This window comes from Cupriavidus sp. F041 (assembly GCF_057814235.1).
Genome location: NZ_JBVASY010000002.1, coordinates 3,920,592 through 3,943,033 on the forward strand (window position 1 = coordinate 3,920,592; position 22,442 = coordinate 3,943,033).

General features: G+C 65.9%; 23 protein-coding genes. 15 read left to right on the forward strand and 8 right to left on the reverse strand.

Features of this window, described 5'->3' with window-relative positions; translation table 11 throughout:
* Positions 1–281 precede the first annotated feature (281 nt).
* On the forward strand, positions 282–677 hold the full coding sequence (locus ACZY0R_RS35480; protein WP_488865044.1) for a DUF488 domain-containing protein: 396 nt from the start codon (positions 282–284) through the stop codon (positions 675–677).
* Between the two features lie 450 nt (positions 678–1,127).
* On the opposite strand, the gene ACZY0R_RS35485 is transcribed toward ACZY0R_RS35480, so the two are convergent.
* Positions 1,128–1,886 carry a GntR family transcriptional regulator gene (locus ACZY0R_RS35485; RefSeq protein WP_082094995.1) on the reverse strand — a complete coding sequence of 253 codons (759 nt, stop codon included), beginning with the start codon at positions 1,884–1,886 and terminating at the stop codon, positions 1,128–1,130.
* A gap of 292 nt (positions 1,887–2,178) precedes the next feature.
* On the opposite strand from ACZY0R_RS35485, the gene ACZY0R_RS35490 reads away from it, so the two are divergent.
* The 3 genes from ACZY0R_RS35490 to ACZY0R_RS35500 all read left to right on the forward strand — a co-directional run bounded on the left by ACZY0R_RS35490 (position 2,179) and on the right by ACZY0R_RS35500 (position 6,446).
* Complete coding sequence (locus ACZY0R_RS35490) at positions 2,179–3,426, forward strand: nucleoside recognition domain-containing protein (RefSeq protein WP_488865046.1); 1,248 nt, start codon at positions 2,179–2,181, stop codon at positions 3,424–3,426.
* A gap of 555 nt (positions 3,427–3,981) precedes the next feature.
* Positions 3,982–6,075, forward strand: coding sequence for an FUSC family protein (locus ACZY0R_RS35495; RefSeq protein WP_488865048.1), 2,094 nt, complete (start codon positions 3,982–3,984; stop codon positions 6,073–6,075).
* Between the two features lie 92 nt (positions 6,076–6,167).
* Positions 6,168–6,446 (forward strand): DUF1488 family protein, encoded by a 279-nt coding sequence (locus ACZY0R_RS35500; protein WP_441635616.1) that lies wholly within the window; start codon positions 6,168–6,170, stop codon positions 6,444–6,446.
* A gap of 92 nt (positions 6,447–6,538) precedes the next feature.
* On the opposite strand, the gene ACZY0R_RS35505 is transcribed toward ACZY0R_RS35500, so the two are convergent.
* Both ACZY0R_RS35505 and ACZY0R_RS35510 read right to left on the reverse strand, forming a co-directional pair.
* Complete coding sequence (locus ACZY0R_RS35505) at positions 6,539–7,009, reverse strand: universal stress protein (RefSeq protein ID WP_488865050.1); 471 nt, start codon at positions 7,007–7,009, stop codon at positions 6,539–6,541.
* Positions 7,010–7,136: 127 nt separating this feature from the next.
* Positions 7,137–7,952 (reverse strand): L,D-transpeptidase, encoded by an 816-nt coding sequence (locus ACZY0R_RS35510; RefSeq protein ID WP_488865052.1) that lies wholly within the window; start codon positions 7,950–7,952, stop codon positions 7,137–7,139.
* Between the two features lie 483 nt (positions 7,953–8,435).
* Between ACZY0R_RS35510 and ACZY0R_RS35515 the strand changes: the two genes are divergently transcribed.
* Both ACZY0R_RS35515 and ACZY0R_RS35520 read left to right on the forward strand, forming a co-directional pair.
* The gene (locus ACZY0R_RS35515; protein ID WP_488865054.1) at positions 8,436–9,230 is read left to right on the forward strand and encodes a DUF1835 domain-containing protein; all 795 of its coding nucleotides are present in this window, start codon (positions 8,436–8,438) and stop codon (positions 9,228–9,230) included.
* A gap of 23 nt (positions 9,231–9,253) precedes the next feature.
* Positions 9,254–9,898, forward strand: a complete 645-nt coding sequence (locus tag ACZY0R_RS35520) for a TetR/AcrR family transcriptional regulator (protein ID WP_488865056.1) — start codon at positions 9,254–9,256, stop codon at positions 9,896–9,898.
* Positions 9,899–9,939: 41 nt separating this feature from the next.
* On the opposite strand, the gene kefC is transcribed toward ACZY0R_RS35520, so the two are convergent.
* Together kefC and kefF are read right to left on the reverse strand one after the other, a co-directional pair.
* Positions 9,940–11,763 carry a glutathione-regulated potassium-efflux system protein KefC gene (gene kefC / locus ACZY0R_RS35525; protein ID WP_488865058.1) on the reverse strand — a complete coding sequence of 608 codons (1,824 nt, stop codon included), beginning with the start codon at positions 11,761–11,763 and terminating at the stop codon, positions 9,940–9,942.
* A gap of 10 nt (positions 11,764–11,773) precedes the next feature.
* Positions 11,774–12,331: a glutathione-regulated potassium-efflux system oxidoreductase KefF gene (gene kefF, locus ACZY0R_RS35530; protein WP_488865060.1), complete on the reverse strand. Its 558-nt coding sequence runs from the start codon at positions 12,329–12,331 to the stop codon at positions 11,774–11,776.
* Positions 12,332–12,746: 415 nt separating this feature from the next.
* On the opposite strand from kefF, the gene ACZY0R_RS35535 reads away from it, so the two are divergent.
* Positions 12,747–13,445, forward strand: a complete 699-nt coding sequence (locus ACZY0R_RS35535) for a GNAT family N-acetyltransferase (RefSeq protein ID WP_441635630.1) — start codon at positions 12,747–12,749, stop codon at positions 13,443–13,445.
* Between the two features lie 79 nt (positions 13,446–13,524).
* On the opposite strand, the gene ACZY0R_RS35540 is transcribed toward ACZY0R_RS35535, so the two are convergent.
* The 3 genes from ACZY0R_RS35540 to ACZY0R_RS35550 form a co-directional block, all read right to left on the reverse strand.
* Complete coding sequence (locus ACZY0R_RS35540; RefSeq protein WP_035862473.1) at positions 13,525–14,016, reverse strand: Lrp/AsnC family transcriptional regulator; 492 nt, start codon at positions 14,014–14,016, stop codon at positions 13,525–13,527.
* Positions 14,017–14,412: 396 nt separating this feature from the next.
* Positions 14,413–15,006, reverse strand: coding sequence for an EF-hand domain-containing protein (locus ACZY0R_RS35545; RefSeq protein WP_488865063.1), 594 nt, complete (start codon positions 15,004–15,006; stop codon positions 14,413–14,415).
* Between the two features lie 163 nt (positions 15,007–15,169).
* Entirely contained in the window at positions 15,170–15,760 is a 591-nt protein-coding gene (locus ACZY0R_RS35550; RefSeq protein WP_488865065.1) for a hypothetical protein, read from the reverse strand.
* Between the two features lie 269 nt (positions 15,761–16,029).
* On the opposite strand from ACZY0R_RS35550, the gene gspG reads away from it, so the two are divergent.
* The 8 genes from gspG to ACZY0R_RS35590 all read left to right on the forward strand — a co-directional run bounded on the left by gspG (position 16,030) and on the right by ACZY0R_RS35590 (position 22,420).
* A complete protein-coding gene (gene gspG, locus ACZY0R_RS35555; protein ID WP_045239261.1) occupies positions 16,030–16,497 on the forward strand; it encodes a type II secretion system major pseudopilin GspG in 468 nt (155 codons plus the stop codon).
* Positions 16,498–16,533: 36 nt separating this feature from the next.
* The gene (locus ACZY0R_RS35560; protein ID WP_488865067.1) at positions 16,534–17,019 is read left to right on the forward strand and encodes a GspH/FimT family pseudopilin; all 486 of its coding nucleotides are present in this window, start codon (positions 16,534–16,536) and stop codon (positions 17,017–17,019) included.
* Entirely contained in the window at positions 17,016–17,444 is a 429-nt protein-coding gene (gene gspI, locus ACZY0R_RS35565) for a type II secretion system minor pseudopilin GspI (protein ID WP_488865068.1), read from the forward strand. Before ACZY0R_RS35560 ends, gspI begins: the two co-directional genes overlap by 4 nt.
* Positions 17,422–18,138, forward strand: a complete 717-nt coding sequence (locus ACZY0R_RS35570; RefSeq protein WP_488865070.1) for a PulJ/GspJ family protein — start codon at positions 17,422–17,424, stop codon at positions 18,136–18,138. The genes gspI and ACZY0R_RS35570 overlap by 23 nt, the downstream gene beginning before the upstream one ends.
* Positions 18,135–19,208: a type II secretion system minor pseudopilin GspK gene (gene gspK / locus ACZY0R_RS35575; protein WP_488865072.1), complete on the forward strand. Its 1,074-nt coding sequence runs from the start codon at positions 18,135–18,137 to the stop codon at positions 19,206–19,208. The genes ACZY0R_RS35570 and gspK overlap by 4 nt, the downstream gene beginning before the upstream one ends.
* A 343-nt stretch (positions 19,209–19,551) precedes the next feature.
* A complete protein-coding gene (gene gspL, locus ACZY0R_RS35580) occupies positions 19,552–20,949 on the forward strand; it encodes a type II secretion system protein GspL (protein WP_488865074.1) in 1,398 nt (465 codons plus the stop codon).
* 23 nt (positions 20,950–20,972) lie between these two features.
* Positions 20,973–21,590: a type II secretion system protein M gene (locus ACZY0R_RS35585; RefSeq protein ID WP_488866365.1), complete on the forward strand. Its 618-nt coding sequence runs from the start codon at positions 20,973–20,975 to the stop codon at positions 21,588–21,590.
* A complete protein-coding gene (locus ACZY0R_RS35590) occupies positions 21,590–22,420 on the forward strand; it encodes a type II secretion system protein N (RefSeq protein WP_488865075.1) in 831 nt (276 codons plus the stop codon). The genes ACZY0R_RS35585 and ACZY0R_RS35590 overlap by 1 nt, the downstream gene beginning before the upstream one ends.
* The last annotated feature ends 22 nt before the right edge of the window (positions 22,421–22,442 follow it).

Here is a 22,442-nt window from a genome sequence, read left to right on the forward strand (position 1 = left end):
CCGCAACCCTTGTCCCGCCTGCTTTGCAGCGCGGTAGTTGTGTTGCGAGGGGGCGAATCTTAAGGGAGCCCCTCGGCCATGGCAAGCGTTTTCTGAAATGTTTTTCGCGCAATCCACAAAGAGCCTCATAGGCAACAAATGGACGCGAGAAGCGAGCTGGTAACGGGACTGGTCAAGGGCCATACGGCCGAGGCAATATACAACCGCCATTGGAAGGCATCGAGGAGGCGAGCCGACGCACCATCCGCTACCGCCTCTCTATATAGTAGAAGGAGATCTGCATGACCATCCGCATCGTGAGGCTGGGCTCACCCAGGTTGCCCGACGAAGGGATCCGCATCGGGACCGTGCGCCGGCCGCCGCGGGGCGTACCAAAGGCCGAATTCGCCACGCGGGACTTCTACGATGTGTGGTTCCCGAACCTGTCGCCGTCAGCCGAACTGGTCTCGGAAGCCCTTGCCATACAAGGCGAGGGGAGCGAGAAAGCCTGGCGGGCATTCGAGCGTCAGTTCCGGGCGGAGATGGCCCGTCCCGATGCAAGCCGGACCCTGGACCTGTTGGCTGCCATGTCGCAGCAAACCAACTTTTCGCTTGGCTGCTATTGCGAGCACGAGGAACGCTGCCACCGCTCTATCTTGCGCGCCCTGCTGGCGACGCGGGGAGCCGCCCTAGCTTAGGCCAGCCCAAGACAGCAGTGAAGCGGTCACACCACCCTATGGTCGTTCGCGCACTGGCGGCGAAATAGCGCGCGCAGGCTGGGCCAGCGGATAGGAAGGAGTGGCGTGCAGTGGCGCACAGCATCACGCTGCGCATAGTGCGCCATCAGTTGTTCGCCAATCGACTGCCGGAAATAGGAGGGCGCCGGGTAGCTCATGCTCAATCCCTATTGTGGTTCGTCAGGATCGATAGTATACCAAATTTTGGTGCAGTGCGTCATGTCGGGGCACGCGACCGCCCTACAATGGGGCGGTCGCGCCAGCACGTATCCCGGTTTTGTCCTTTGGAATCAACAGCAGACAAGCACCGCACCCCGGTAGAACGGACACGGCATCAAAAAGGTGTTTTGTATACCAAATACCGTAGGACCGTAGGCCATCCTCCGGAATTGGCGGCCATCCCTTGTGCTCTTAGCCTGCACCCGCGATGCTACCATCACGTTTGGCGGTACCGTCACGGCCGCTGGTCTCGCTGACGGCCATCTCTTCGGCTGCCTTGGCAGCGCTATATACATGGCGGGTCGCCAGCAGCGCCGCCAGGTCGGCATCGCCGGCGATGACTGCCTGCAGAATCTGGGCATGTTCCTCCCAGTTCTGCCTGGCGCGCGCCACATTCGCCGGCGCGAACAGCAGTCCCGTGCGCTCCCGCAGCGTACGCACCATATCCTGCAGCACGCTGTTGGCGGCGATATTGCCCAGCACTTCGTGGAAGTGGGAATTCAGTTCCACGAAGCGCTCCGAGCGGCCGCTGGCGGCAGCTTCGGTGCCCTGGCGCAGGACCTCGTTGAGCTCCGCAATCAGGGCTGGATCACGGCGCTGGGCAGCCAGCTTGGCGTTAAGTCCCTCCAGCGTGGCGCGCACTTCGACCATTTCCTTGGCGATATTCGGCGACAACGTCGCTACCGAGGCACCACGTCGCGGCTCGATGCGCACCAGGCCTTCCGCCGCCAGCGCGCGAAGCGCTTCCCGCACAGGAATACGCGAAACGCCCAGTTCGGTGGAAAGCTTGTTCTCGACCAGGCGTTCGCCCTGGCTATATTGCCCACCGAGGATGCGCTCGCGCAATGTATCGGTAACCAAGGCAAACAAAGGGGAATGCTGGGCGCCAAGGCTGGCGCCGGCGGAATCCGAACCGGGAAGAGCGTGTTCGGTACCAGGGGCGTCGGACATAGATTCTGGCTTGGGTCAGCAAGACACCGTCCTCGGCTAAAGCGCGCAGGCGGTCCGTCGCGGACGGTTGTCAAAGGGGTCAAGGACCGCGGCACCATCCCGGAACGTTCACGGAGAGGGCAGCCGCAGTGGCAATGTCCGCATTGTATACCGGCAGATCAGGGTTTTTGCGCAACGAAAAGCACCTGCGCCGTCATCGTCTCGCACGGCTTCGCCGCCGGGCCGTACTTCCGGCCCGGCAGGCTATGATGCGGTGGCCTCACCCCTCCCAAACCCCGCGTGTATTTCGCCGATGGCTCTGAACCTGGTCTGGCTCTCCTTCTTCCTGCTTGCTTTCGTCGTTGCCTGCATCCGTCTGGCGGCAGGCGATACCGCTGTGTTCCCGGCGATGCTGGCGAGCCTGTTCGACAATGCGCGTACGGCCTTTGAGATTTCCCTTGGCCTTGCGGGCGTCATGAGCCTGTGGCTGGGCATTATGCGCATTGGGGAGCGTGCCGGCGTAGTCGACGTTTTCGCGCGGGCCGTCAACCCGTTGCTGCGCCATTTCTTCCCCGGCATCCCACAGGGCCACCCGGCCCAGGGCGCGATGATGATGAATGTGTCGGCCAATATGCTCGGACTGGACAATGCGGCGACACCGCTCGGCCTCAACGCCATGCGCGAGTTGCAATCGCTCAACCCGCGCCCGGACACGGCCAGTAACGCGCAGATCATGTTTATCGTGCTCAACACGGCCGGGTTGACGTTGATCCCTACCTCGGTAATCGCCATGCGGCAGGCGATCGCCGTCAAGCAGGGTCTTACCGGATTCAATGCGGCCGACATCTTCCTGCCCACTTTGCTGGCCACTTGCGTCTCTTGTGTGGCAGGGCTGCTGGCGGTGGCCTGGGCGCAACGGCTCAATCTGCTCAAGCCAGTCGTGCTGGCCGCCTTCGGGCTGTTGGCAGCGGGTGTCTGCGGACTATTCCTCTGGCTGCGGCACGCGCCCCCGGAGCAGGTCAGCACCGCCACAGCGCTGGCCGGTAGCGGCTTCATCCTGACGCTAATCATAGTGTTCCTGGTTTGCGGGGCGATAAGGGGCATCAACGTCTACGACGCGTTCATCGACGGCGCCAAGGAGGGCTTTGGCGTGGCTGTGCAGATCATTCCTTACCTGATCGCTATCCTGGTGGCGATCGGGCTGTTCCGGGTGACTGGGTGCATGGACGTCCTGATGAAAGGCCTGACCGCCTCGTTTGCCTGGCTTGGCCTGGACACCGCTTTCGTGCCGGCCTTACCGGTTGGGCTGATGAAGATCCTGTCGGGTGCGGGCGCCCGCGGCCTGATGATCGATGTCATGACCACTTATGGCGTCGATTCATTCCAAGGCAAGCTTGCCGCCATCATCCAGGGCTCGACGGAAACCACCTTCTATGTGCTAGCGGTGTACTTTGGCAGCGTCAATATCCGCAACACCCGCCACGCACTGGCCTGCGCCTTGTTCGCGGACCTCATCGGACTATGTGCTGCCGTAGGCATTGCGTATCTGTTTTTCCGCTGAAACGGGAACAGTGCACAGCCATAAGGCCCATAACATATCGTCAAATACTCAAGGAAAAGAGAGCAAAAAAACAAGAAAACGGGCTCGGCAATGTATTAAGCCACTACTTTGTTGCTCACAAGCAACATGTTTGTGAAGCCAGACACGCTTGCCACCCGCACCGCTTGGTGCGTCGCAACAAATCGTATATAGTGGAATCTGTCTCCTCCACCACCTCGGTGGATTCCAGCCCGCGCACGAAACTGCGCGGGTTTTTTTTGCCCTCGATCTGCCGATGATCTTGGTTATAGCCCCTTGCTATAACGCGTCATCGCTTGGCCGGCGAGCCTTTTCGAAGGGCGCACCAAAGCAGTTCCGCACGCGCACCATGATGGGACCGGATTGCACCGGCACAGCGTAAAACACGGATTCCGCGGCGCGATGTTGCGGCGCAGCATTTCATGCAGTAGAGTCGATCTGTCACTCACGCTTGGCGCGACGGATCCCCGCTTTCCAGCGCCCTCCCTTCTTACCAACATGCTTTCCGCGTTGCGCCCGCCCCGCCCCGATGCCTGGATGCTGCAAAGAGGCCTGGTCTACGCCTTCTCATTTCTCGCGCTCGCCGGATTGGGATGGCTTACCGGGCAGGCGGGGTATCTGTGGGCGGCAACAGCTTCGATCTGGACCTGCCTTGCCGACCGCCGCGGTACTGCGGGCGAGCGTCTGATCACGCTTGGCTCCGTCGGGATCGGTGGCGCCGTTGCATGCGCCCTGGGGATGGCCGCGGCCGTGACGCCATGGACAGCGCTAGCCTTGGTACTGATGGCAGGGCTAGCTGCAGGCCTGGCCGAAACCAAGGGTGCCGTTCCCGCGCTGTCGGCCAAGCTGCTCTATGTGGTGTTGATCGCCTCCTGTCTGCAGCCAGCCGGAGACGCAGAGCTGGCCGCGCGGGTCATTGCCGGCAGCCAGGAGTTCCTGCTCGGCGGCATTTTCGCCTGCCTGGCCTGCCTGTTCCTGATTCCCTCAGAACGCGACAACCGACCGCGCGATGAGATCCTGGCGGTGTTCGACGCCTTGCTGCGCTTTGCCAGCGCGCTGGCGGGCGACAACCCCGTGGGCGACACGGCCGCCAGCAAGCGCGAGATCCGCGAGCGTATCGAGGCGGCACGCCTGGCAGTCAATGCGAGACGCAGCCTGCGGGATCCCCTTGGCTTGATGCACTATGCCTATGTGGTGAGCCTGGCCGATGCCATGTTTGCGCTGCTGATCGTTGCCGCCGAATTGCACAGCCGCAGGGACGATGCAAGCGGCCCCGGCGATGGCGGCGTCGAGCGCCTGCCGCTCCTGCACCTGATGCGTTGCGTCGCCGATGTCCGGGAGCAAGTCTGCGAGGCACTGGCACATCAGGCGCCAGACCTGCCATCGCTATGCGCGGCACTGGCGCGCGAATTGCGGCGCCTGCACGCGCCGCTGGCCAATGCCGGCGCTCCGCCACCGTACCAGGCCGCCCTGGGTGCATTGGCACGGTATCCGGCGTTTGCCGATTGGCGCAGCGAGTACCGCTGGCCGCGACGCGCCTACCGGCGAACGTGGCAACGCTGGCGGGCCGCCTTTGCCGAGCATACTGCCCGCGACGCCCGCGTGGCCCGCCATGCGGTGCGGCTGGCGATGGCCGGCAGCCTGAGCCTGATGCCGGCGCAGTTCTGGAAGGTGGATCACGGTTACTGGGTTGCGGTCACTGTCATCATGGTGCTCAGCCCTCAACTGCAGACCACGCGAAGGATCTCGTTCCAGCGTTTTGCTGGTTCCCTGGCCGGCGCACTGCTGGCCTGCGCCATCGGGCTGGCCCACCCGCCGGCGCCGCTTGCGCTGGCGATCAGCGCAGCATTCCTGGCTGCTGCCTATACCAGTCGGCTGGCCGGCAGTCCGGGCGCCTTCGCCCTGGGCCTGACGCCGGCGGTGATCCTGTTCTCATGGGTGGGAGCGCCTGCGGCGGACAGCAGCCACTTTGCCGCCCTGCGCGGTATCGACACGGCGCTCGGCTGCCTCATCGCGCTGGCCAGCTACTATGTTCTGGCGCCGCGCGCCGAATTGTCGCGGGTGTATCGCCATAGCATCGATGCCCTCGTGGCAAACACTGCCTACCTGCGTGCGGCACTTGCCGGCGCCAGCGCGTTTACAAGCTCGCCCACCCGCTCGCCGGCTCCCACGCAAACCCGTCTGGAAACGTTGCGTGTGATGGCCGGACGCACCTCCAGCCGGGCCGATCACACCTTGCAGCAAGCCGCAGCGGAACTCACGCCGGAACTGACCTGGGAATATGCCAAGTTGCATATGGCCTTGAGGCGCATGGCGGCACTGGCAGGACTGGTGCGAGCCGGGCTCGAAGCTGAAGCCGGCGCCAGCCTGCCGGAGCCGGCCACGCTGGCAATGCTGCATGGCCTCGCGGCGCAGCTTTCAGAGCTGGCTGCACACCCCGGCTCCGGCGCGACGTCCGTCACGGCCGGAGCCATGCCCGACGCCACCGCCCCCCTCGACCGGTTCCTGATCGAACAGGCCGTGCTCGCCTCATCCCAGGCCAGCGCGGCGCACATAGCCATGGCCGCAATACACCAGCTGGCCGGCGGTCTGAGCAAGCGCACCGATCAGCACTTGCCGCAACCGGGTTGATTGCGGTCAAGCTGCCGGCGCGGGCCTGCATCACGGATCGGCACGATCACCTAGAATGGTGTCATCCCTCAGTGACCGATGTGAGGCACGCCATGCCCGAAATTTCCTTTCCCCGCAGCGTTCCCACTTACTGTGCGGCCAGTCTGACGCTCTCCTGCCCCGCGACGGTGAACGGCAAGCCAACGCTCTATTCCATTACGGCCGAGGCACTCGAAACACACTTTGGCGCGCGCTCCCCGCGCGAGGAAGATCTGGTGCGGGCGTTCACCAGCCACCGGCAGCGTATCGAGCGCATTGCCGAAGGGCTGTTCGAGCTAACCCAGGCACGTGAGATCCTGTTGCGCAGCGGACATATCCGTTTCGCCGGCTGAGAATCCGAGGACTGGCAAGCAAAGCGCCCCGTTCCGGCTGCATGCCAGCCGGTGCCCGACCGGCCGCATCCATCTATCGCGCCCGGTCGTGCTCAGCCTTCCGCCGCTTGGCCACGCACCAGCAGCACCGGCACGTTGGCCTGGCGCATGACCGACTCGGCCACGCTACCCAGGACCAGCCGGCGCACGCCGCGCCTGCCGTGGGTCCCAATCACGATCAGGTCAGCACCCCAGTTGCTGGCAGCCTCATTCACGGATCCGGCGATATCGCCGCCCACCGCCTGTTCGGTGACCAGGCGCGTCTCGTAACGCACGCCTTGCGCTGCGAGCCGCTGGGCCGCAGCCGCCAACGCGCGCTCGCCGCTCTCGGCCAAGGCATGCATTACTGGCGTCGGATCGTAGTAGGCGACATCGAACATTAGCTGGCCGTTGTCCACGATATACAGGGCAAGCACCTCCGCGTCGCCGGCACCTGCGAGCCGGATTGCCTCGTTCAGGGCCAGGTCGGAAGTTGCGCTACCGTCCACAGCCACCACGATCTTCTTATATGCTGCATTCGTCATTGCCATTTGCTCCAGGAACATCACGGATAGTGGCGAAAGCGCCATCGCGCTCCGCCGGAATTGATACTACTCCCCTAATGCGTCAGGTCGCCGGTACGGCACATTGTTGCCCGTACCCGGATCAGCGTCACTGGGAGGAAACCGGACTCGCACCGGAGTCGACTATCACGAGATAGCGGCCCGGCCGCGCCACCGGCGTGCGGTCCGGCGCAAGGACCCAAAGTGAGTCACCGCGCTCGACCGCTGCCACGTAATCAGCATCGATCAGCCCGAAGCGATCGATCAGGCGATTGAGTCCGGCAGGAATCCGCACGCATCCCTTGGACGCCGGACGACCGAGGCGGGACTCCAGCCGGTCTGGGTCGGTCGCGTGCATTTGCAGCCGCATCTGGCTCTCGCCGCCCTTGCCCCAGCCGCGTTCGGCATCGACCCAGCCAAAGTCATAGACGCGCATGCCGCGCACGCCGTAGCCGCGGATCCCGTTCTCGTTGTAAGTACCCTCGGCCCGAAAATCCATGTTTTCCAGGCTGTGGTCGAACACACCGACGGGCGTAATGAAGTGATCGAATTCACCCGGCTTGCCTGTCGATGTGGATGTCGCGCCAACCCATCGCCAGGAGGCGCCATCGCCGGCTCGCGCGAACACCATGGCGGCCTGGACGCGGGGATTGCGGTCGACCAGCACGACCCAGTCGCCGGCCCCGGCGTCCAGCCCGTCGGCCTGGAGCGCGGATGCCAGCAGGCCGGCATACCGTGTAACGGTGGCGGCCGGCAAGTTGAGATGGCGCGGCACCTGCTGTGTGAACGCTTGCCGCACCGTGCTGAATTCGCTGCTGGCAGTAGCCAGCGGCGCCTGGATTGAAAACAGCCCCAACAGCGCCAGCAGTGCGCACCGCTGGCGGAAAGTGAGGACGCCGGCCCTCCGGGGGCGAGTACGTTGCATAGTTGCCTCCTTGCGCAAGGTCGCAGCCAGATACCGGGCCGGCGCTACCTGGAAATGCGCTGATCGAAGCGATATGCTTGATGATTCACGTTTGTTCAGCCCGCTGCCTTGCTCAAGATCAAGATACTGGGTGAGCGCCGGGTGAGCGCCGTTAACGCCGCCGACGCTACCAGGCACCGCGTGCATAGTGCCTCTTACTGTTATATAGACCGATGGGGCGGCTACGATTTCCCGACGCGACGCTCGATGCCTCTCGCGAGGACATGTTCGATGCGCTGCACGCGGGACGCGCCGTGAACCGCATCTGCAAGGAAGAATCCTTCCACCAGCGCCAGGGCGCGCGGCGCTGGCCCGCGCCGCCGTCAGCGCAGGCGACGGAAGCGCAGCCAAGCGCATGCGGGAGGGATAAGGCGCCCAGAACGATCCGGCAAGGCCCTTGCGTTTCATGCCAGAGTCTGGGCGCATCCATATACAATCACGGCCATGCAATACATCCATGTCGTCAACGGCGACGTAGCGGGCAACACGCTACGGCAAGCCCTCGCCCAGGCCGCCCGGCCCGACCCGGTCGTCGTGCTTCGCGACGACCTCGCCGTCGGTCCACTTGCCGACGTCGACAGCAGCGGACTCATCCGCTCCGGTTTCTGGCAGCGCGTGGCGCCCTATAGCGACATCGACTTCGCCGCAGAAATGCACCAGGCGCTCGACCAGTTGCACAAGTTGCGCAAGGATGAGCTGGAAGTCGCCATCTGGCACGGCCAGAGCGCATCCGACCAGCTGATGCTGCGCCGTGTGGTGTTCCATCTCTACCAGTCGCCGCAGCGCATCAATGAAGTGGCCATGGACCTGCGCGAACTGGAAGTACCAGCGAGCGGCAATCTGGCCGCTATCGGCATGTACCCCGCGGCCCGCCTGGCGCGGCGCTTCTCCACCATTGCGCCGGTCTCGGTACTGCGCCTGGGTCGCCTGGGCTACGAGTGGCAGCAGAACGTCAAGGAAAACGCCGACGTGCGCCTGTGGAAAGGCAATACGCTGGTGCCCGCGGCTTATCACACGGTCGATGAAGTGATCCTGGAGCGCGCCCCGCTGGAATGGGCGCCGGCCGCCCTGGTGGTGGGCGGCGTGATGGGCGCCATCGAAGGCCTTCTGGCCAGCGACTGGTTTGTGTTCTGGCGCTGCCGCGAACTGATCGGTGCCGGCCAGCTCGTGCTGCGCGGCAACGCCGAGTCGCTGCAGACCTGCGAGCTCCGCCGCAATCTGTCCGCCGGCGGCGATTAAGAAGAAGAAAAGCAAACGTCTCCATGGCCCGTACCAAGGCACCCGATTTCGAGGCGCAGCGCGAACAGATCCTGGAACTGGCCGCCGCCGCCTTTGCCGCCAGCAGCTACCCCAGCACCTCGATGGCCGATCTGGCCGCCGCCTGTGGTACTTCCAAGGCGCGGCTCTATCACTATTACGAGAGCAAGGAAGCGATCCTGTTCGACCTGCTTGACCGCTACACGCGCCGGCTTATGCTGATCGTGACCGAGGTCGACGCCGAGGCCGAGCGCCAGGGGCGCAGCGAGCGGGAAAGCTTCGCCAACCTGATCCGGGCCTTCCTGGCCGAGTACGAAACCTCGCAAACCCGGCACGTCGCCCTGATCAACGACGTCAAGTTCCTCGCCGAAGAGCAGCGCGACCAGATCCTCAGGCGCGAGCGCGACGTGGTAGCCGCCTTCTCGCGGCAGTTGCGCCGGGCCTACCCGGAACGCGTCAACCGCGACAACCAGGCGGCGCTGACGATGACGGTGTTCGGCATGATCAACTGGACCTTCACCTGGCTCAAGCCTGGCGGCAAGCTGTCGTACGCGGAATTCGCCGAGATGGTGATCGACCTGCTCGCAGGCGGGCTGCCGGGCACCCACGCCACCGGAACGTCGACCAGGCAGATCGGAAGTGCCGCGTAAGGCATACTGATACAACGAGCGCCAGCGGGGCGCCCGTTGTATCAGGACCAGTCTTCCTCTTCCTTGCGGCGGCGCTGGTCGCGATCCTGCCGGAACATTTCCTCCAGTTCGTCGCGCGCCTGGCGCGCCAGCGATACGAGCTTTTTCTGGTCGGTGTAATGCGGGTAGAAACGATCGATCGCCGCGATATTGTGGCGCCGGAACCTGAGCGCGAGCGAGCGCGCATGCGTGGGATCGTAGCCCAGTCCCTCCAGCACGCGGCGTCCCAGCATCAGCGACCCCTCGAACAGTTCGCGCTCGAATAAATTCACCCCGCGGTCCTTTAGCTGGTAGACGTGCGACACATGACGCGCCCGCGCATAGATTTCCAGGTGCGGGAATCGCGCCCGCACACTGTCGATCAGCGCCAGGCTGTCCTCCATCCCGTCGATAGCCACCACCAGGATGCGCGCCCGCTCGGCGCCGGCGGATTCGAGCAGGTCCATGCGGGTGGCATCGCCGTAAAAGACCTTGAAGTCGTACTGGCGCAGGAACTCGATCTGGTCGGGATCGTGGTCCAGCACGGTCACGCCGATCCCCTGGGCATAAAGCAGCCGGCCGATGATCTGGCCAAAGCGGCCGAAGCCGGCGATCAGCACGGGGTTGTCCTGCGGCGAGATCACATCGTCCGGACGGCGCGCCAGGCGGGCCAGCCGGGGCGCCACAAGCCTGTCGTAGGCAAGCAGGAGCAGCGGCGTAGCCACCATCGACAGCGCCACGACCAGCACCAGCAGTGCCTCGGTGCGCGCCGGCAGCAGCCCCGCGCCTCCCGCCACGCCAAACACCACGAAGGCAAACTCACCGCCTTGCGAAATCAACAGTGCAAACAGCAGCCACTCGCCCCGCGCGATGCCGAAGCGCGGCGCCAGCAGGGCCAGCACCACCGTCTTGAGCAGCACGAAGCCAACCACCAGGGCAGCCACCTGGCCCGGCGCCTGCGTCAGCACGCCGAAGTCGATCGACATGCCGACCGCCATGAAGAACAGGCCCAGCAGCAAGCCCTTGAACGGCTCCAGGTCGGCCTCCAGCGCATGGCGATATTCCGAGTCCGCCAGCAGTACGCCGGCCAGGAAGGTGCCCAGCGCCATCGACAATCCCACCGCGTCCATCATCAGGGCGATGCCGACCACCAGCAGCAGTGCGAAGGCGGTGAACATCTCACGCATATCGGTTCGCGCAATAAAACGCAGCGCCGGCCGCACCAGGTAGCGCCCGCCCACCACCACGGTGCCGATCACCCCGACCGCCTTCGCCGCCCCGAGCCATCCTGCCGCCCCGGACGTCCCGGCCACGCCGGCTTCGGCGCCCCCGGCCGCCAGCAGCGGCAACAGTGCGATCATCGGGATCGCGGCGATGTCCTGGAACAGCAGGATGCCGAAGCTGGCCGCACCCGCGGGCGTACCGAACAGGTTGCGCTCCGACAGCGTGGCGAACGCGATCGCGGTGGACGACAACGCCAGCCCCAGGCCCGCCACCAGCGCCACCTGCCACGGCGCCCCGACAAGCGCCGCGACGCCGCCGACCAGGAGGGCGCAGGCGGCCATCTGGGCGCCGCCGTAGCCGAAGATGACGCGGCGCAACGCCCACAGCTTCTTGGGCTCCAGTTCCAGGCCGATCACGAACATCATCAGCACCACGCCGAACTCGGAGAAATGCAGGATGGATTCGACATTGGTGACTAGCCGCAGGGCCCACGGGCCGATCGCCACGCCCGCCAGCAGGTAGCCGAGCACCGCGCCCAGGCCGAACCGCCGCGCCACCGGCACGGCCAACACGGCGGCGATCAGGAAGACCACCAGCGCCACCAGGAAATCGTGTTGTTCCATGGCGCGCTCCTCAGCCTGCGGCAACGCGCGCGGCGCCGCCCAATACGCCGGACACCCGGCCGATGTGATCGGCCAGCGTCCGGGCATCGGCCTGGTTGGCGTCATGCAGGACCAGCGGCGCCAGCCAGTTCATGCCGCACAGCACGGCGGTCTGCTCCAGCGGCAGCATGTATTCCTCGATACTGTGGCCGTGTGCGCCATCGGTGCCGTACGAGTCGGCATGGCCACCGGTACTGGCCACCACCAGCAACGACTTGCCCCGCAACGCCGTCCCGCCGGGACCGTAGGCCCAGCCGCTCTCCAGGACTTCGTCCAGCCACAGCTTGAGCAAGGCCGGAACGCTGTACCACTGCACCGGGAACTGCAGCACCAGCGTGCCGGCGCGCGCGAGCGCGCGCTGCTCCGCGACCACATCGATGTCGTAGTCGGTGTAGCTGGAATAGAGATCGTGCACGGTGACGTCGGGCAGGCTTTTCAGCGCTGTCGCCAGGGGACGATTGACGCGAGACAGATGCGGCCGGGGATGGGCATAGATGACGAGAATCGGGGGCTCTGCCTTGGGATCCACGAAAAATCCTGAAAAACGTACTGCAAAACGAAGGGCACACGGCAAGAAATGCCGCATGAATCACAAAACAATGCGGACAACCCGGCGCTGGCACGCCGGTTCAAGGTACAAACGGCGGCTGGTGGTAGAACAGAAAGGAATGCGGCGTTGCAGCAAACCCACAACGCGATGCCGGAATCACCCTCTCGATATCACCATAACCCATTGATTTACATAGATTTATACGAAATTTACAAAATCGCACAAGCTTCTCACGGGCCTAACTTTACGTCGAACTGACAATTCCACTACAATACTTTTTGCGTTGCAGCAAGATAGTGTTTGCCCTCACCTCTCGCGCCAATTGTCGAAAGTGCATGGATAAACACCCGCTGAGTGCTATTTTTATACCTGAATACGTCGCAAGGAAAACAAAGTGAATCCGCTCGAACTGAGCAAGGCCGTCGGGGCCGTATCCGACGAAGATCTCCGCCGTGCAGCCGCAGCCGCGCAGGCCTCGCAGCGCCCCACCACCCTGGTGCGCGAGCTGGCAGCGCATCACCGCTCGCGCCTGCTCAAGCATTTCCTCGCCCTGGGTGAGGAGGATCGCCTGCTCCGTTTTGGCCAGTCGGTTGGCGATCATGTGATCGAAGCCTATGTCGACAGCATCGATTTCGACCACGACACTGTCTTCGGCGTCTACGACGAACACCTGGAGCTGATCGGCGTGGGCCACTTCGCCAACCTGCGCGACAACGCCCAGGGCCGCGTGGCCGAGTTCGGCGTCTCCGTGTCGCAAAGTGCCCGTGGCCGCGGCATCGGCAGCTCACTGTTCGAGCGTGCCGCCATGCACGGCCGCAACAGCAATGTGCGCACCTTGTACATGCACTGCCTGTCGCGCAATGCCGCCATGATGCACATCGCCAAAAAGGCCGGCATGAAAGTGCAATACGCCTATGGCGAGGCCGACGCCTACCTCGAACTGCCGCCCGCCGATACGGTCAGCCGCCTGACCGAAGCGCTTGACGAGCAGGTAGCCGACCTCGACTACATGCTGCGCCGCAATCTTCGCGATGCACGCCGTTTCGGCCTGCGCTTCTGGCGCTCGATGGTGCCGCAAAAGCGTACCGCCTGAGTCAGCGCCAACCGGCCACGTTCAAATGGCGCGCCACCCGGCGCGCCATTTTCATTGGTGCTGGCGCCTGCGGCATGGATCAGCCGCCCGGTACCGGCAACGCCGTGGTGTCCTTGATGCATTCGAGCGCGAAGCTCGAGCGCACGTCGATCACCGCCGGATGGGCCAGCAAATCGTCCTTCATGAAGCGCGCGAAGTGCTCCATATCTTCTACATAGACCTTGAGCAGCAGATCCATCTCTCCCGTCATTGCATGACAGGCGGCCACCTCCGGCCAGATGGCGATGGAGGCGCGGAACAAATCCAGCGGTGCCTTGCCCTTGGGCGCCCCGCCATGCTTCTCCAGCCGTACATTGATATAGGCCAGCAGCCCCAACCCGATCCTGCCAGGCTCCAGCAACGCGGCATACTGGCGAATCACCCCGATCTCCTCCAGCCGGCGAATGCGCCGCAGGCAGGGGCTGGGCGACAGGTTCACGCGCTCGGCCACTTCCAGGTTGGTCAACCTCCCGTTGGTCTGCAGCACCTCCAGGATCTTCCTGTCGATCTTGTCCAGCTCCACCTTGCTCACGATATTGTTGCTCCGCAATATGTTTGTCGGCAATTTTTTTGCGCAAATTTAGCAAATCGTGCACAAGTACGCAATTTTTTGTGGATGGGTAGGCCGTCCCCCCGGCTTCATCGCCCCACGCGATCGCCTTCCGGGTGCAAGACGCTGCCTCCGCCTGCCACCGTGCACTGGAACTGGGCGCCTGGGACCAGGCGGCATTGAACATTCAGGCCGCCAGGAGCAGCTGCGATCCGCTGATCCACCTGGCCGAACGTTGGGAAGGCAAGGATGGTGCCAACACGGGCTTGGCCAACCGCGCCCTGGCGCGCGTCATCAGCAAGCGCGAAAAGAAAAGGCGCGGCCAGTCCGGCCGCGCCTTTTCTTTTTCACACGGCGCGTCGCGCCGTGCGTCCTGCCTTAGCCGCCGCGGCTCGACGGTGCCGTCGGATTGGGCTGACTATTGCGGGGCATCTGCTGCATCCGCTGGTCGTGCATCTTCTTCATGCCGGCGCGGATCTCGTCCAGCGTCACCTTGCCGTCATGGTTGGTGTCCAACTGATCGAAGTTCTTGGCCAGGCGAGGCATGCCGGCTTGCATTTCAGCCTTGGTCAGCGCGCCGTCACCATTTTTGTCGGCCGCCTTGAAGCGGGCCTCGAACTCAGCCTGCATCTCGGCCCGGCGCTGCTCCCAGTTCGCCTTGTGATAAGCCGCCAGTTCGTTCTTGTCGAGCTTGCCGTCGTGATTGGTGTCGATCTTGTTGAACAGCGCGTCGGCTTCGGCCTTGGAAATCGCCCCGTCGCCATCGGTATCGATCGATTTGAGCCACATGCCGCCACCATGGCCCATATGGTGATGCATGCCGCCGTCCATTCCGGGTGCTGGCGCAGGTGCGGGTGCGGGCGCTGCCGGGGCCGCGGCGGTCTGGGCGAAAGCCGTGCCGCCGATCGCCAGGAACACCGCCGAAGCGGCCATGAAATTCCGGATCGAACGCGTCTTGAGATTGCCTTGCATGTCTTTGCTCCTTTTTCGTCTCAGTGGACTGGTAAGGATTAGAACGCAGGGCAGGCCGGAAAGTTGGTCCATCTAATACGTTGTTACGCAGGTCACAGTTGGACGCCGCCCGCGTAAGCCATTGAAAGTTGCGGTAAGTAAGTCAGCACGCCGCCGTTACAAGTCAGTCTTTAACGCTAGTTGATTCATTGCCGCCACCCGGCTGGGATTGCGGCGGCGCAGCAACGGGCGTGGCCGGCATCGGCGTCGAAAGCGGCGCGGCGGCGCCGGAGGGCAGCCCCGGCTGCGCCGGGGCTGCCGGGCCATGCCTGACGATGGCCGGGACCGGCAGCGGGATCTCCTGGCGCACGCCGTTGCGCTCGATCACGACCGCGCGGTCGCGTACTTCCGTCAGCCGGATCTGCGGCGACAGCGCCGTGCCCGCGCGCACCGCCTTGGGAGGACCGCCATCGAGCGAGACGATGGCCGCGCCAGCACCGCTGCCGATATCGGCGACCACGCCGATCACCTGCACGTCGCGCACGCCGGACTGCGCGCTGCCGCCAAACAGCGTGCCAGCCGCACCGGTCTCCACCGCCTCGGTCTGCGCCACGCGCGCCGCGCGCGGCACGGGAATGGTCTTCATCGCGCCGAAGGTGAGCGCCCAGCGGGTCGCAAGGGCGCACAGCGCGATGAACAGCACGAGCCCGGCCAGTCGCGGCAGCCAGAGGCCGGAGGGGTTGAAGCGAAGGGCGGGCCGCAGGGATAGTTGCACGGAGGTAGGTAAGCTGGGCGTGAAAGCACCAAGCCTACCAGAGCCGTATGACAGCTGTCTGCCCCACGCACGCCCGCGCCACACCGGCCCCGGGCGGCGGCCTGGCGCCAGCGGCTGCCGCCGCGGCCGTTTCGAGGTCGGTGAACATGCAAGCACTCGCTCACAATGTCGTCATGTTCTGGCGGTTATACTGTTTGACTAACCGGATCGCCGCCACGCGCAAGAAGAAAAGCAGGCGCTCCGCCAGAAATTCCATAAGGCTAACCATGATGCGTAGGATCGTTGCCAACTTCTCCGACTCTTCCCCCCGCCTCGGCCGTCGTCGCGCCCGCGGCTTCACCCTGATCGAAATCATGGTCGTGATCGTGATCCTTGGCGTGCTGGCCGCGCTGGTGGTCCCGAAGATCATGAGCCGCCCCGATGAAGCCCGTATCGTCGCAGCGCGCCAGGACATCTCCTCGATCATGCAGGCACTCAAGCTGTACCGCCTCGACAACAGCCGCTATCCCACCACCGAGCAAGGCCTTGCCGCACTGGTGGCCAAGCCCACCACCGAGCCGGTTCCCAACAACTGGAAAGGCGGCGGCTACCTGGAAAAGCTGCCCAAGGATCCCTGGGGCCATCCCTACCAGTACCTGAACCCCGGCGTGCGCGGCGAGATCGACGTGTTCAGCTTCGGCGCCGACGGCCAGGCTGGCGGCAGCGCCAACGACGCCGATATCGGCAACTGGGAATAAGGTAACAACGCCATGATCCGGGCCGGGCGCGCAGCCATGAGCACCTGGCCACAGGGACGGCGATCACACGGCGACCGCGGCTTCACCTTGCTGGAACTGCTGGTGGTGATGGTGATCGCCGGCATCGTGATCTCGCTGGTCGCCGTCAATGCCTCGCCCAATGAGCGCGGCCGTGTGCTGGACGACGGACAGCGCATTGCGCGGCTATTCGAACTGGCACAGGAAGAAGCCCAGCTGCGTGCCCGGCCGATCGCCTGGGAGGCCGATACCGGCGGCTGGCGTTTCCTGCAAGCCACACCCGCCGGATGGATCCCTCTGACCGATGTATTCGCGCCCGCCAAGTGGCGCCTGGCGCTCGACGGCGTGGCAGTGACCGAAGGCGGCAGCGGCAACACCGGCGCCCGCCTGGTGTTCGGGCGGGAGCTGATCGACGGCCCCCAGCACGTAGTGCTGGTGCGCGGCGACATCCGCGTCGACGTGGCCGCCGACGGAACCGGGCGCTACTTCGCCAGCACGCCATGATGCTCCGATCCCCGTCCTTCCGGTCCCCCCCCAAACACCGGTGTTTGCCCGCGCACGGCTTCACCCTGATCGAGGTACTGGTCGCCCTGACCATCCTGGCCGTGGCGCTGACCGCCGCCATGCGTGCGATGGGGTCGATGATCGAGGCCGGCTCCTCCTTGCAGACCCGCATGCTGGCCGAGTGGAGCGCCGAGAACCACCTCGCCAGCCTGCGCTTGTCCAAGACCTGGCCCGAACCCGGCACGCGCGGCTACGCTTGCCCGCAGGGCGGCGTCGAACTGTATTGCGAAGAAACTATCTCCGGCACGCCCAACCCGTCTTTCCGCCGCGTTGAGATTGCGGTCTACCCGTCCGGCGCCGACAAATCCGTGCGCCTTGCCTGGCTCGTCACCATCGTCCCCAATGAAACGCGCAACCTGCTTTAGGCGGCCATTCGGGCGGCCAGCCGCGCGCGGCTTCACGCTGCTGGAAATGCTGGTGGCCATCACCTTGCTCGCGGTGATCGCGGTGATCGCCTGGCGCGGGCTGGATGCGATGACGCGCGGCCGCGAACGGCTGACCGACCACGACAACCGCCTCAATACCCTCAAGCTGCTGTACGGCCAGTTCCAGTCAGACTGCGAGCATCTGGCCAGCCCGGCCCTGCTGCAGACCAGCCCGGTCGAATTTGGCAATGGCCAGGTGCTGATGGTGCGCGACCGCCGCGACGAGGGCCGCCCCACGCAATGGCAGGTGGTGGTCTACCGGCTCAACGGCAATACCGTGGTGCGGGTGGCCAGCCCGCCAGCGGACAGCCGCAACGCGGTGCGGACCGCGATGATTACCCTGCGCCAGGCCAACGACGGCGGCAACCTCGCGCGGGCGCTGGTCAGCGATGCGGACAGCCTGTCGGCACGCGCCTGGATCGAGCCGGGCGGCTGGCAGACCGAGAACGGCCGCATTGCCGCGGCCCTGCTTGGCGGCAACGCCAGCGCCAGCGCGGTGGCTGCCTCGGGCGCAAGCGCCAGCCCGGGCGTGGCCACCACGGTGGTGCGCGCGATCGAACTCAACCTGACGGCGCGCATGGGCGACGGCGACACGCCGCGGCGCTTCCAGAAGATCTGCATGACCGGCCTATGAGCAAGCGCACACGCCATCTCGTGGCCGCGCGGGCGGCAACCGCCCGCCGCCCCGCTCCCCTTGTGCTGACAAGGCGCCGCCAGCGCGGGGCCGCCGTGGTGACGGCGCTGCTGGTGGTCACGCTGGCGGTAGTGGTGGTATCCGGCATGTTATGGCGGCAGCAGGTACAGATCCGCTCGATCGAGAACCAGCGCCTGCTGGCCCAGGCGACCTGGATCGAACGCGCGGCCGTCGACTGGGCCCGCCTGATCTTGCGCGACGACCAGCGCCGCACCAACGTGGATCAGTTGGGCGAGCCCTGGGCGGTACCGATCGCCGAAACCCGCCTGTCGGACTTCCTGGGCGCCGCGCTGCGTACCGACCAGGAGGGCGAGACCTCGTTCCTGTCTGGCCGCATCCTTGACGCCCAGGCCCGCTTCAACCTCAGCAACCTGGTGCTATGGACAGCCAGCGAAGCGCAGGGCCGGGTCGCCACCATCGACGCCCCCAGCCTGGCGATCTATCGCCGCCTGCTGCAGACGCTGGGCCTGAGCGTGGCGCTGGCCGAGCCAACCGCGCGCTACTTGTTGAGTGCCGCCGGCGGCAACAATGGCAACAGCAGCGACAGCCAGCGGGGACTGCGCTCACCCGATGACGTCAACGACCTGCTCGCCATCCCGGGCTACACGCCGGCTATCGTGGCCACGCTGACGCCCTTCGTCGATGTGCTGCCCGAGCGCACGCTGGTCAATGCCAACACCGCCGAGGCCGAAGTACTGACTGCGGTAATCGACAAGCTGCCGCTGGACCGCGCCCGCGAACTGGTGCGCCAGCGCGACCGCGCCTTCTTCAACAATATCGGCGACCTGCAGACGCAATTGCGCACGCTGGCGCCGCAGGCCGACCCGAACGCCGCCACCAGCACGCTGGACGTGCGCACCCACTATTTCCTCGTCTACGGGCTGATTCGTCATGAGCGCGCCAGCCGCATGCAGGTCTCGCTGGTCTACCGCGGCGAAGTGCTGGGCAACGCCAACACCACCCGGGTGGTCTGGGTGCGCGATATCGACCGCATGCCCGAGCAGCGTTGAGGCGCCCCCCGCCGCGGCCACGGGTGTGGTTCCAGGCACGAGGCAACGCCGCTGTCCGTGCCGTGACGAAGCGTCCAGGCGTCCCCGGCGACGCCTGCCGGCGCGCTTTTCGAGCGTTTGCCAACTGAAGTCTGACAGATACGTATTGACGCCAATTCGTCACACAGGCAAGGTATGCTCCGGCCCGGCGGAACCGTGGTCCCATGGACCTGGCGCTCCGCCTGTACGGTGCCGCCGGCAGCCAGGCTGGGCGTCTGTCATGCATGCGGCGCGGTCCGCTGCAGGGTCACCAGCCCCCGCTATCGTTCAATGACGCCGTGATTGGCGCAGTAGCAAGGAAATCTTGAGCACCACCCTGTACGTCCGCCTGCCGCATCGGCCGCACGACCAGCCGCAACCCTGGCACTTCGGTGCCCTGCCGTTTGCCCTGGTGCGCACGGCCGTCGCCGAGCGCGACCGCCGGCATGGCCCGCAAACGGCCGGGCAGCTGTTGCGCGAAGGCCACGCTGCCATCGCCGAACTGCCTGCCGCCGACCACCTGGTCCTGATCATGGCAGCCAGCGACGTTCTGCTGACCGGCGCCATGGTGCCGCCACTGGCGCCGGCGCGCCTCAAGCTGGCGCTGCCGAACCTGGTCGAGGAAGTGCTGGCCACCGACGCCCACCCTTGCCATATCGCCGTTGGCCCCGTCCTCGATGCGGTGACGGGCAAGGCCGCCAGCGGCTCGCGCCGTCGCTTGCTGATGGTGACCGACCGCGCTTGGCTGCGCGCCGTGCTGGACGCCTTTGCCGAGCATCGCTACCGCCGCCGCCATGTGCTGCCGGCACAGTTGTGCCTGCCGCTGGCGGTAGTGGCCGCTCCCGCTGAAGCAGCGGCTGGCGCCGATGCCGATGCCCCGGCCCCCGCGGTCATGGCGGCACTGGCGCTTGAAGCCGCCACCCTGACCAGCGCGTCCCCCCTGTTCGAAACGGAGGGTTTCGCACCGGCCGATATCTCGCGCTACTGGCAACTGACTGTGCGCAGCGGTGAGTACGCAGGCTACGGCCTGCTGCTTGGTTCCGATGCGCTGGGTGCCTGGCAGGGACTCGCCCCGGCCGGTGAGTGGTACGCATCGCCGGAAGCCATGGCGCAGGTGGCGCCCCAGGGCGCGCACCCGCTGGACTGGCAGGCATGGATCGAAGGGGCGCAGGCCAGCCTGCGCGAGCCCTCTCTCGACCTGGCCCAGTTCGAATTCGCCCAGGGCCGCGCCGATCGCTGGAACCTCAAGGCCTGGCGCCTGCCGCTGGCGCTGGCTGCGGGCCTGATGGTAGTCCAGCTGATCGGCATGAACGCCCACTGGCTGCTGCTGCGCCAGGAAGAGCAACGGCTGGTGGCCGGGCAGGAACAGGCATTGCGCAGCGCCTTCCCGCAAATTCCGGTGGTGATTGACCCGCCGCTGCAGATGCGCCGCCAGGTCGAACAGCTCCGCCTGGCCAGCGGCCGCAGCACGCCTGACGATTTCCTGCCGCTGGCCGACCGCTTCAGCCAGGCCGCAAGCCAGCTCGCGCCGGACGCGCTGCTGGCGCTCGAATACCGCGGGCATGCCCTGTTCGCCACGCTCAAGCCCGGCACCGACACCGACGCCCTGCGCAGCGCGGCACGCCAGTCCGGCCTGGCCATGGAAGCCGACAACAGCCCACCCGACCCCTCGCGCGGCAACGCACCGGCCGGTACGCGCTGGTCGATCAAGCCCAGCCTGTGAGCGCGGACCGCCAAGTGAACATGATGAAAGACACCGCATCGAAACCCGGCCCTGGCGCCGCCAAGCGCGGCCCAGGCGCCCGGGCGCGCACCGCGGAGCGCCTGGCGCGCCTGCGCCCGCGCGTGCCGCAGCGCTGGCAGGAGCGTTTCGACGCATTCTGGTCGGCGCGCAATCCGCGTGAACAGGCCATCCTGGCTGGCGGCAGCGCCGTGCTGGCGCTGGTCATCGGCTATACCGTCCTGTGGGAGCCCGCCGCCGAAGGGCGCGCCAAGCTGCAGCGCAGCCTGCCGCAGTTGCGCAGCGACCTCGCCGAGATGGAAACGCTGGCGCAGGAAGCGCGCGGCCTGGCGGCCAGCCCGGCGCCGTCGTTGCGCGGCGAGGCGCTGAACCAGGCGCTGCAGGAGAGCCTCACCCAGCATGGCCTCAAGGCCACCCGCCTGGCCGGCACCGGCGACAACAGCGTGCAGGTCCAGCTCGACAAGGTGCCCTTCGGCTCGGTCGCGAGCTGGCTGCAGGACGTGCGCCAGCAGCAGCGCCTCAAGGTGATCGATACCCGTATCGTTTACGTTGGCGCCACTGCCGTGGTCAATGTCACCGCGACCCTGCAAGGCCCCACCGGCAACCCGGGCGGGCGCGGCTGATGGCGCGCCTGGAAGCCCTCAGGCTGTCCCGCCACCGCGTCCGCAGCCCTCGCGGCTGGCGGCGCGTGGGCTGGCTGGCGCTCGGCTGCGTGACCGTGGCACTGACCGTGCTAGCGGCATTTCCCGCGGCATGGATCGCCGACAGCATCGCCAGCCGCAGCCAGCGCCGCGTGCTGCTGGTCGATGCCGATGGCTCGATCTGGAAAGGCAGCGCCACCCTGGCGCTGTCGGCGGGCGCCGGTAGCGAGACCGCCACCGTGCTGCCTGGCCGCCTGCAATGGTCGGTGGCGTTCTTGCCGTTGCTGACCGGCACCCTGCGCGTGGTGGTGACCCACTCGGAGGCCATGAGCGGCCCGGTGGGCGTGGCGGTCACGCCATTCGGCTGGACCGCGCAAACCGGCGCCATCCGCCTGCCAGCATCGCTGCTCGAAGGCGTCGGCGCGCCATTCAACACGCTGCGCCCGGACGGACTGATGCGCATCAACTGGTCCACGCTGCAAGGCCGCTTCTTTGGCCAGCCCGGCAAGCCGGGCGGCGCTGCCGGCTTAACAGGCCACGTGACCCTGCGGCTCGACCAAGTATCATCGGCTGTCAGCCGCCTGCGCCCCCTCGGCAGCTACCGCGCCGAGATCGACTGGGCCGGCGCCGACGGCAAGCTGCAACTGACTACCCTCGCCGGGCCGCTGCACCTGCAAGGCAACGGCACCCTGGGCCGCCACGCGCGTTTCGAGGGCACGGCCCGTGCCGACCCCGACGCCGCGAAGCAATTGGTAGGCCTGTTGAGCCTGCTGGGACGACGTGAGGACAATGTGACACGGCTGCGCTTCTGACCCCGGCGGCGGCGCGAAACCT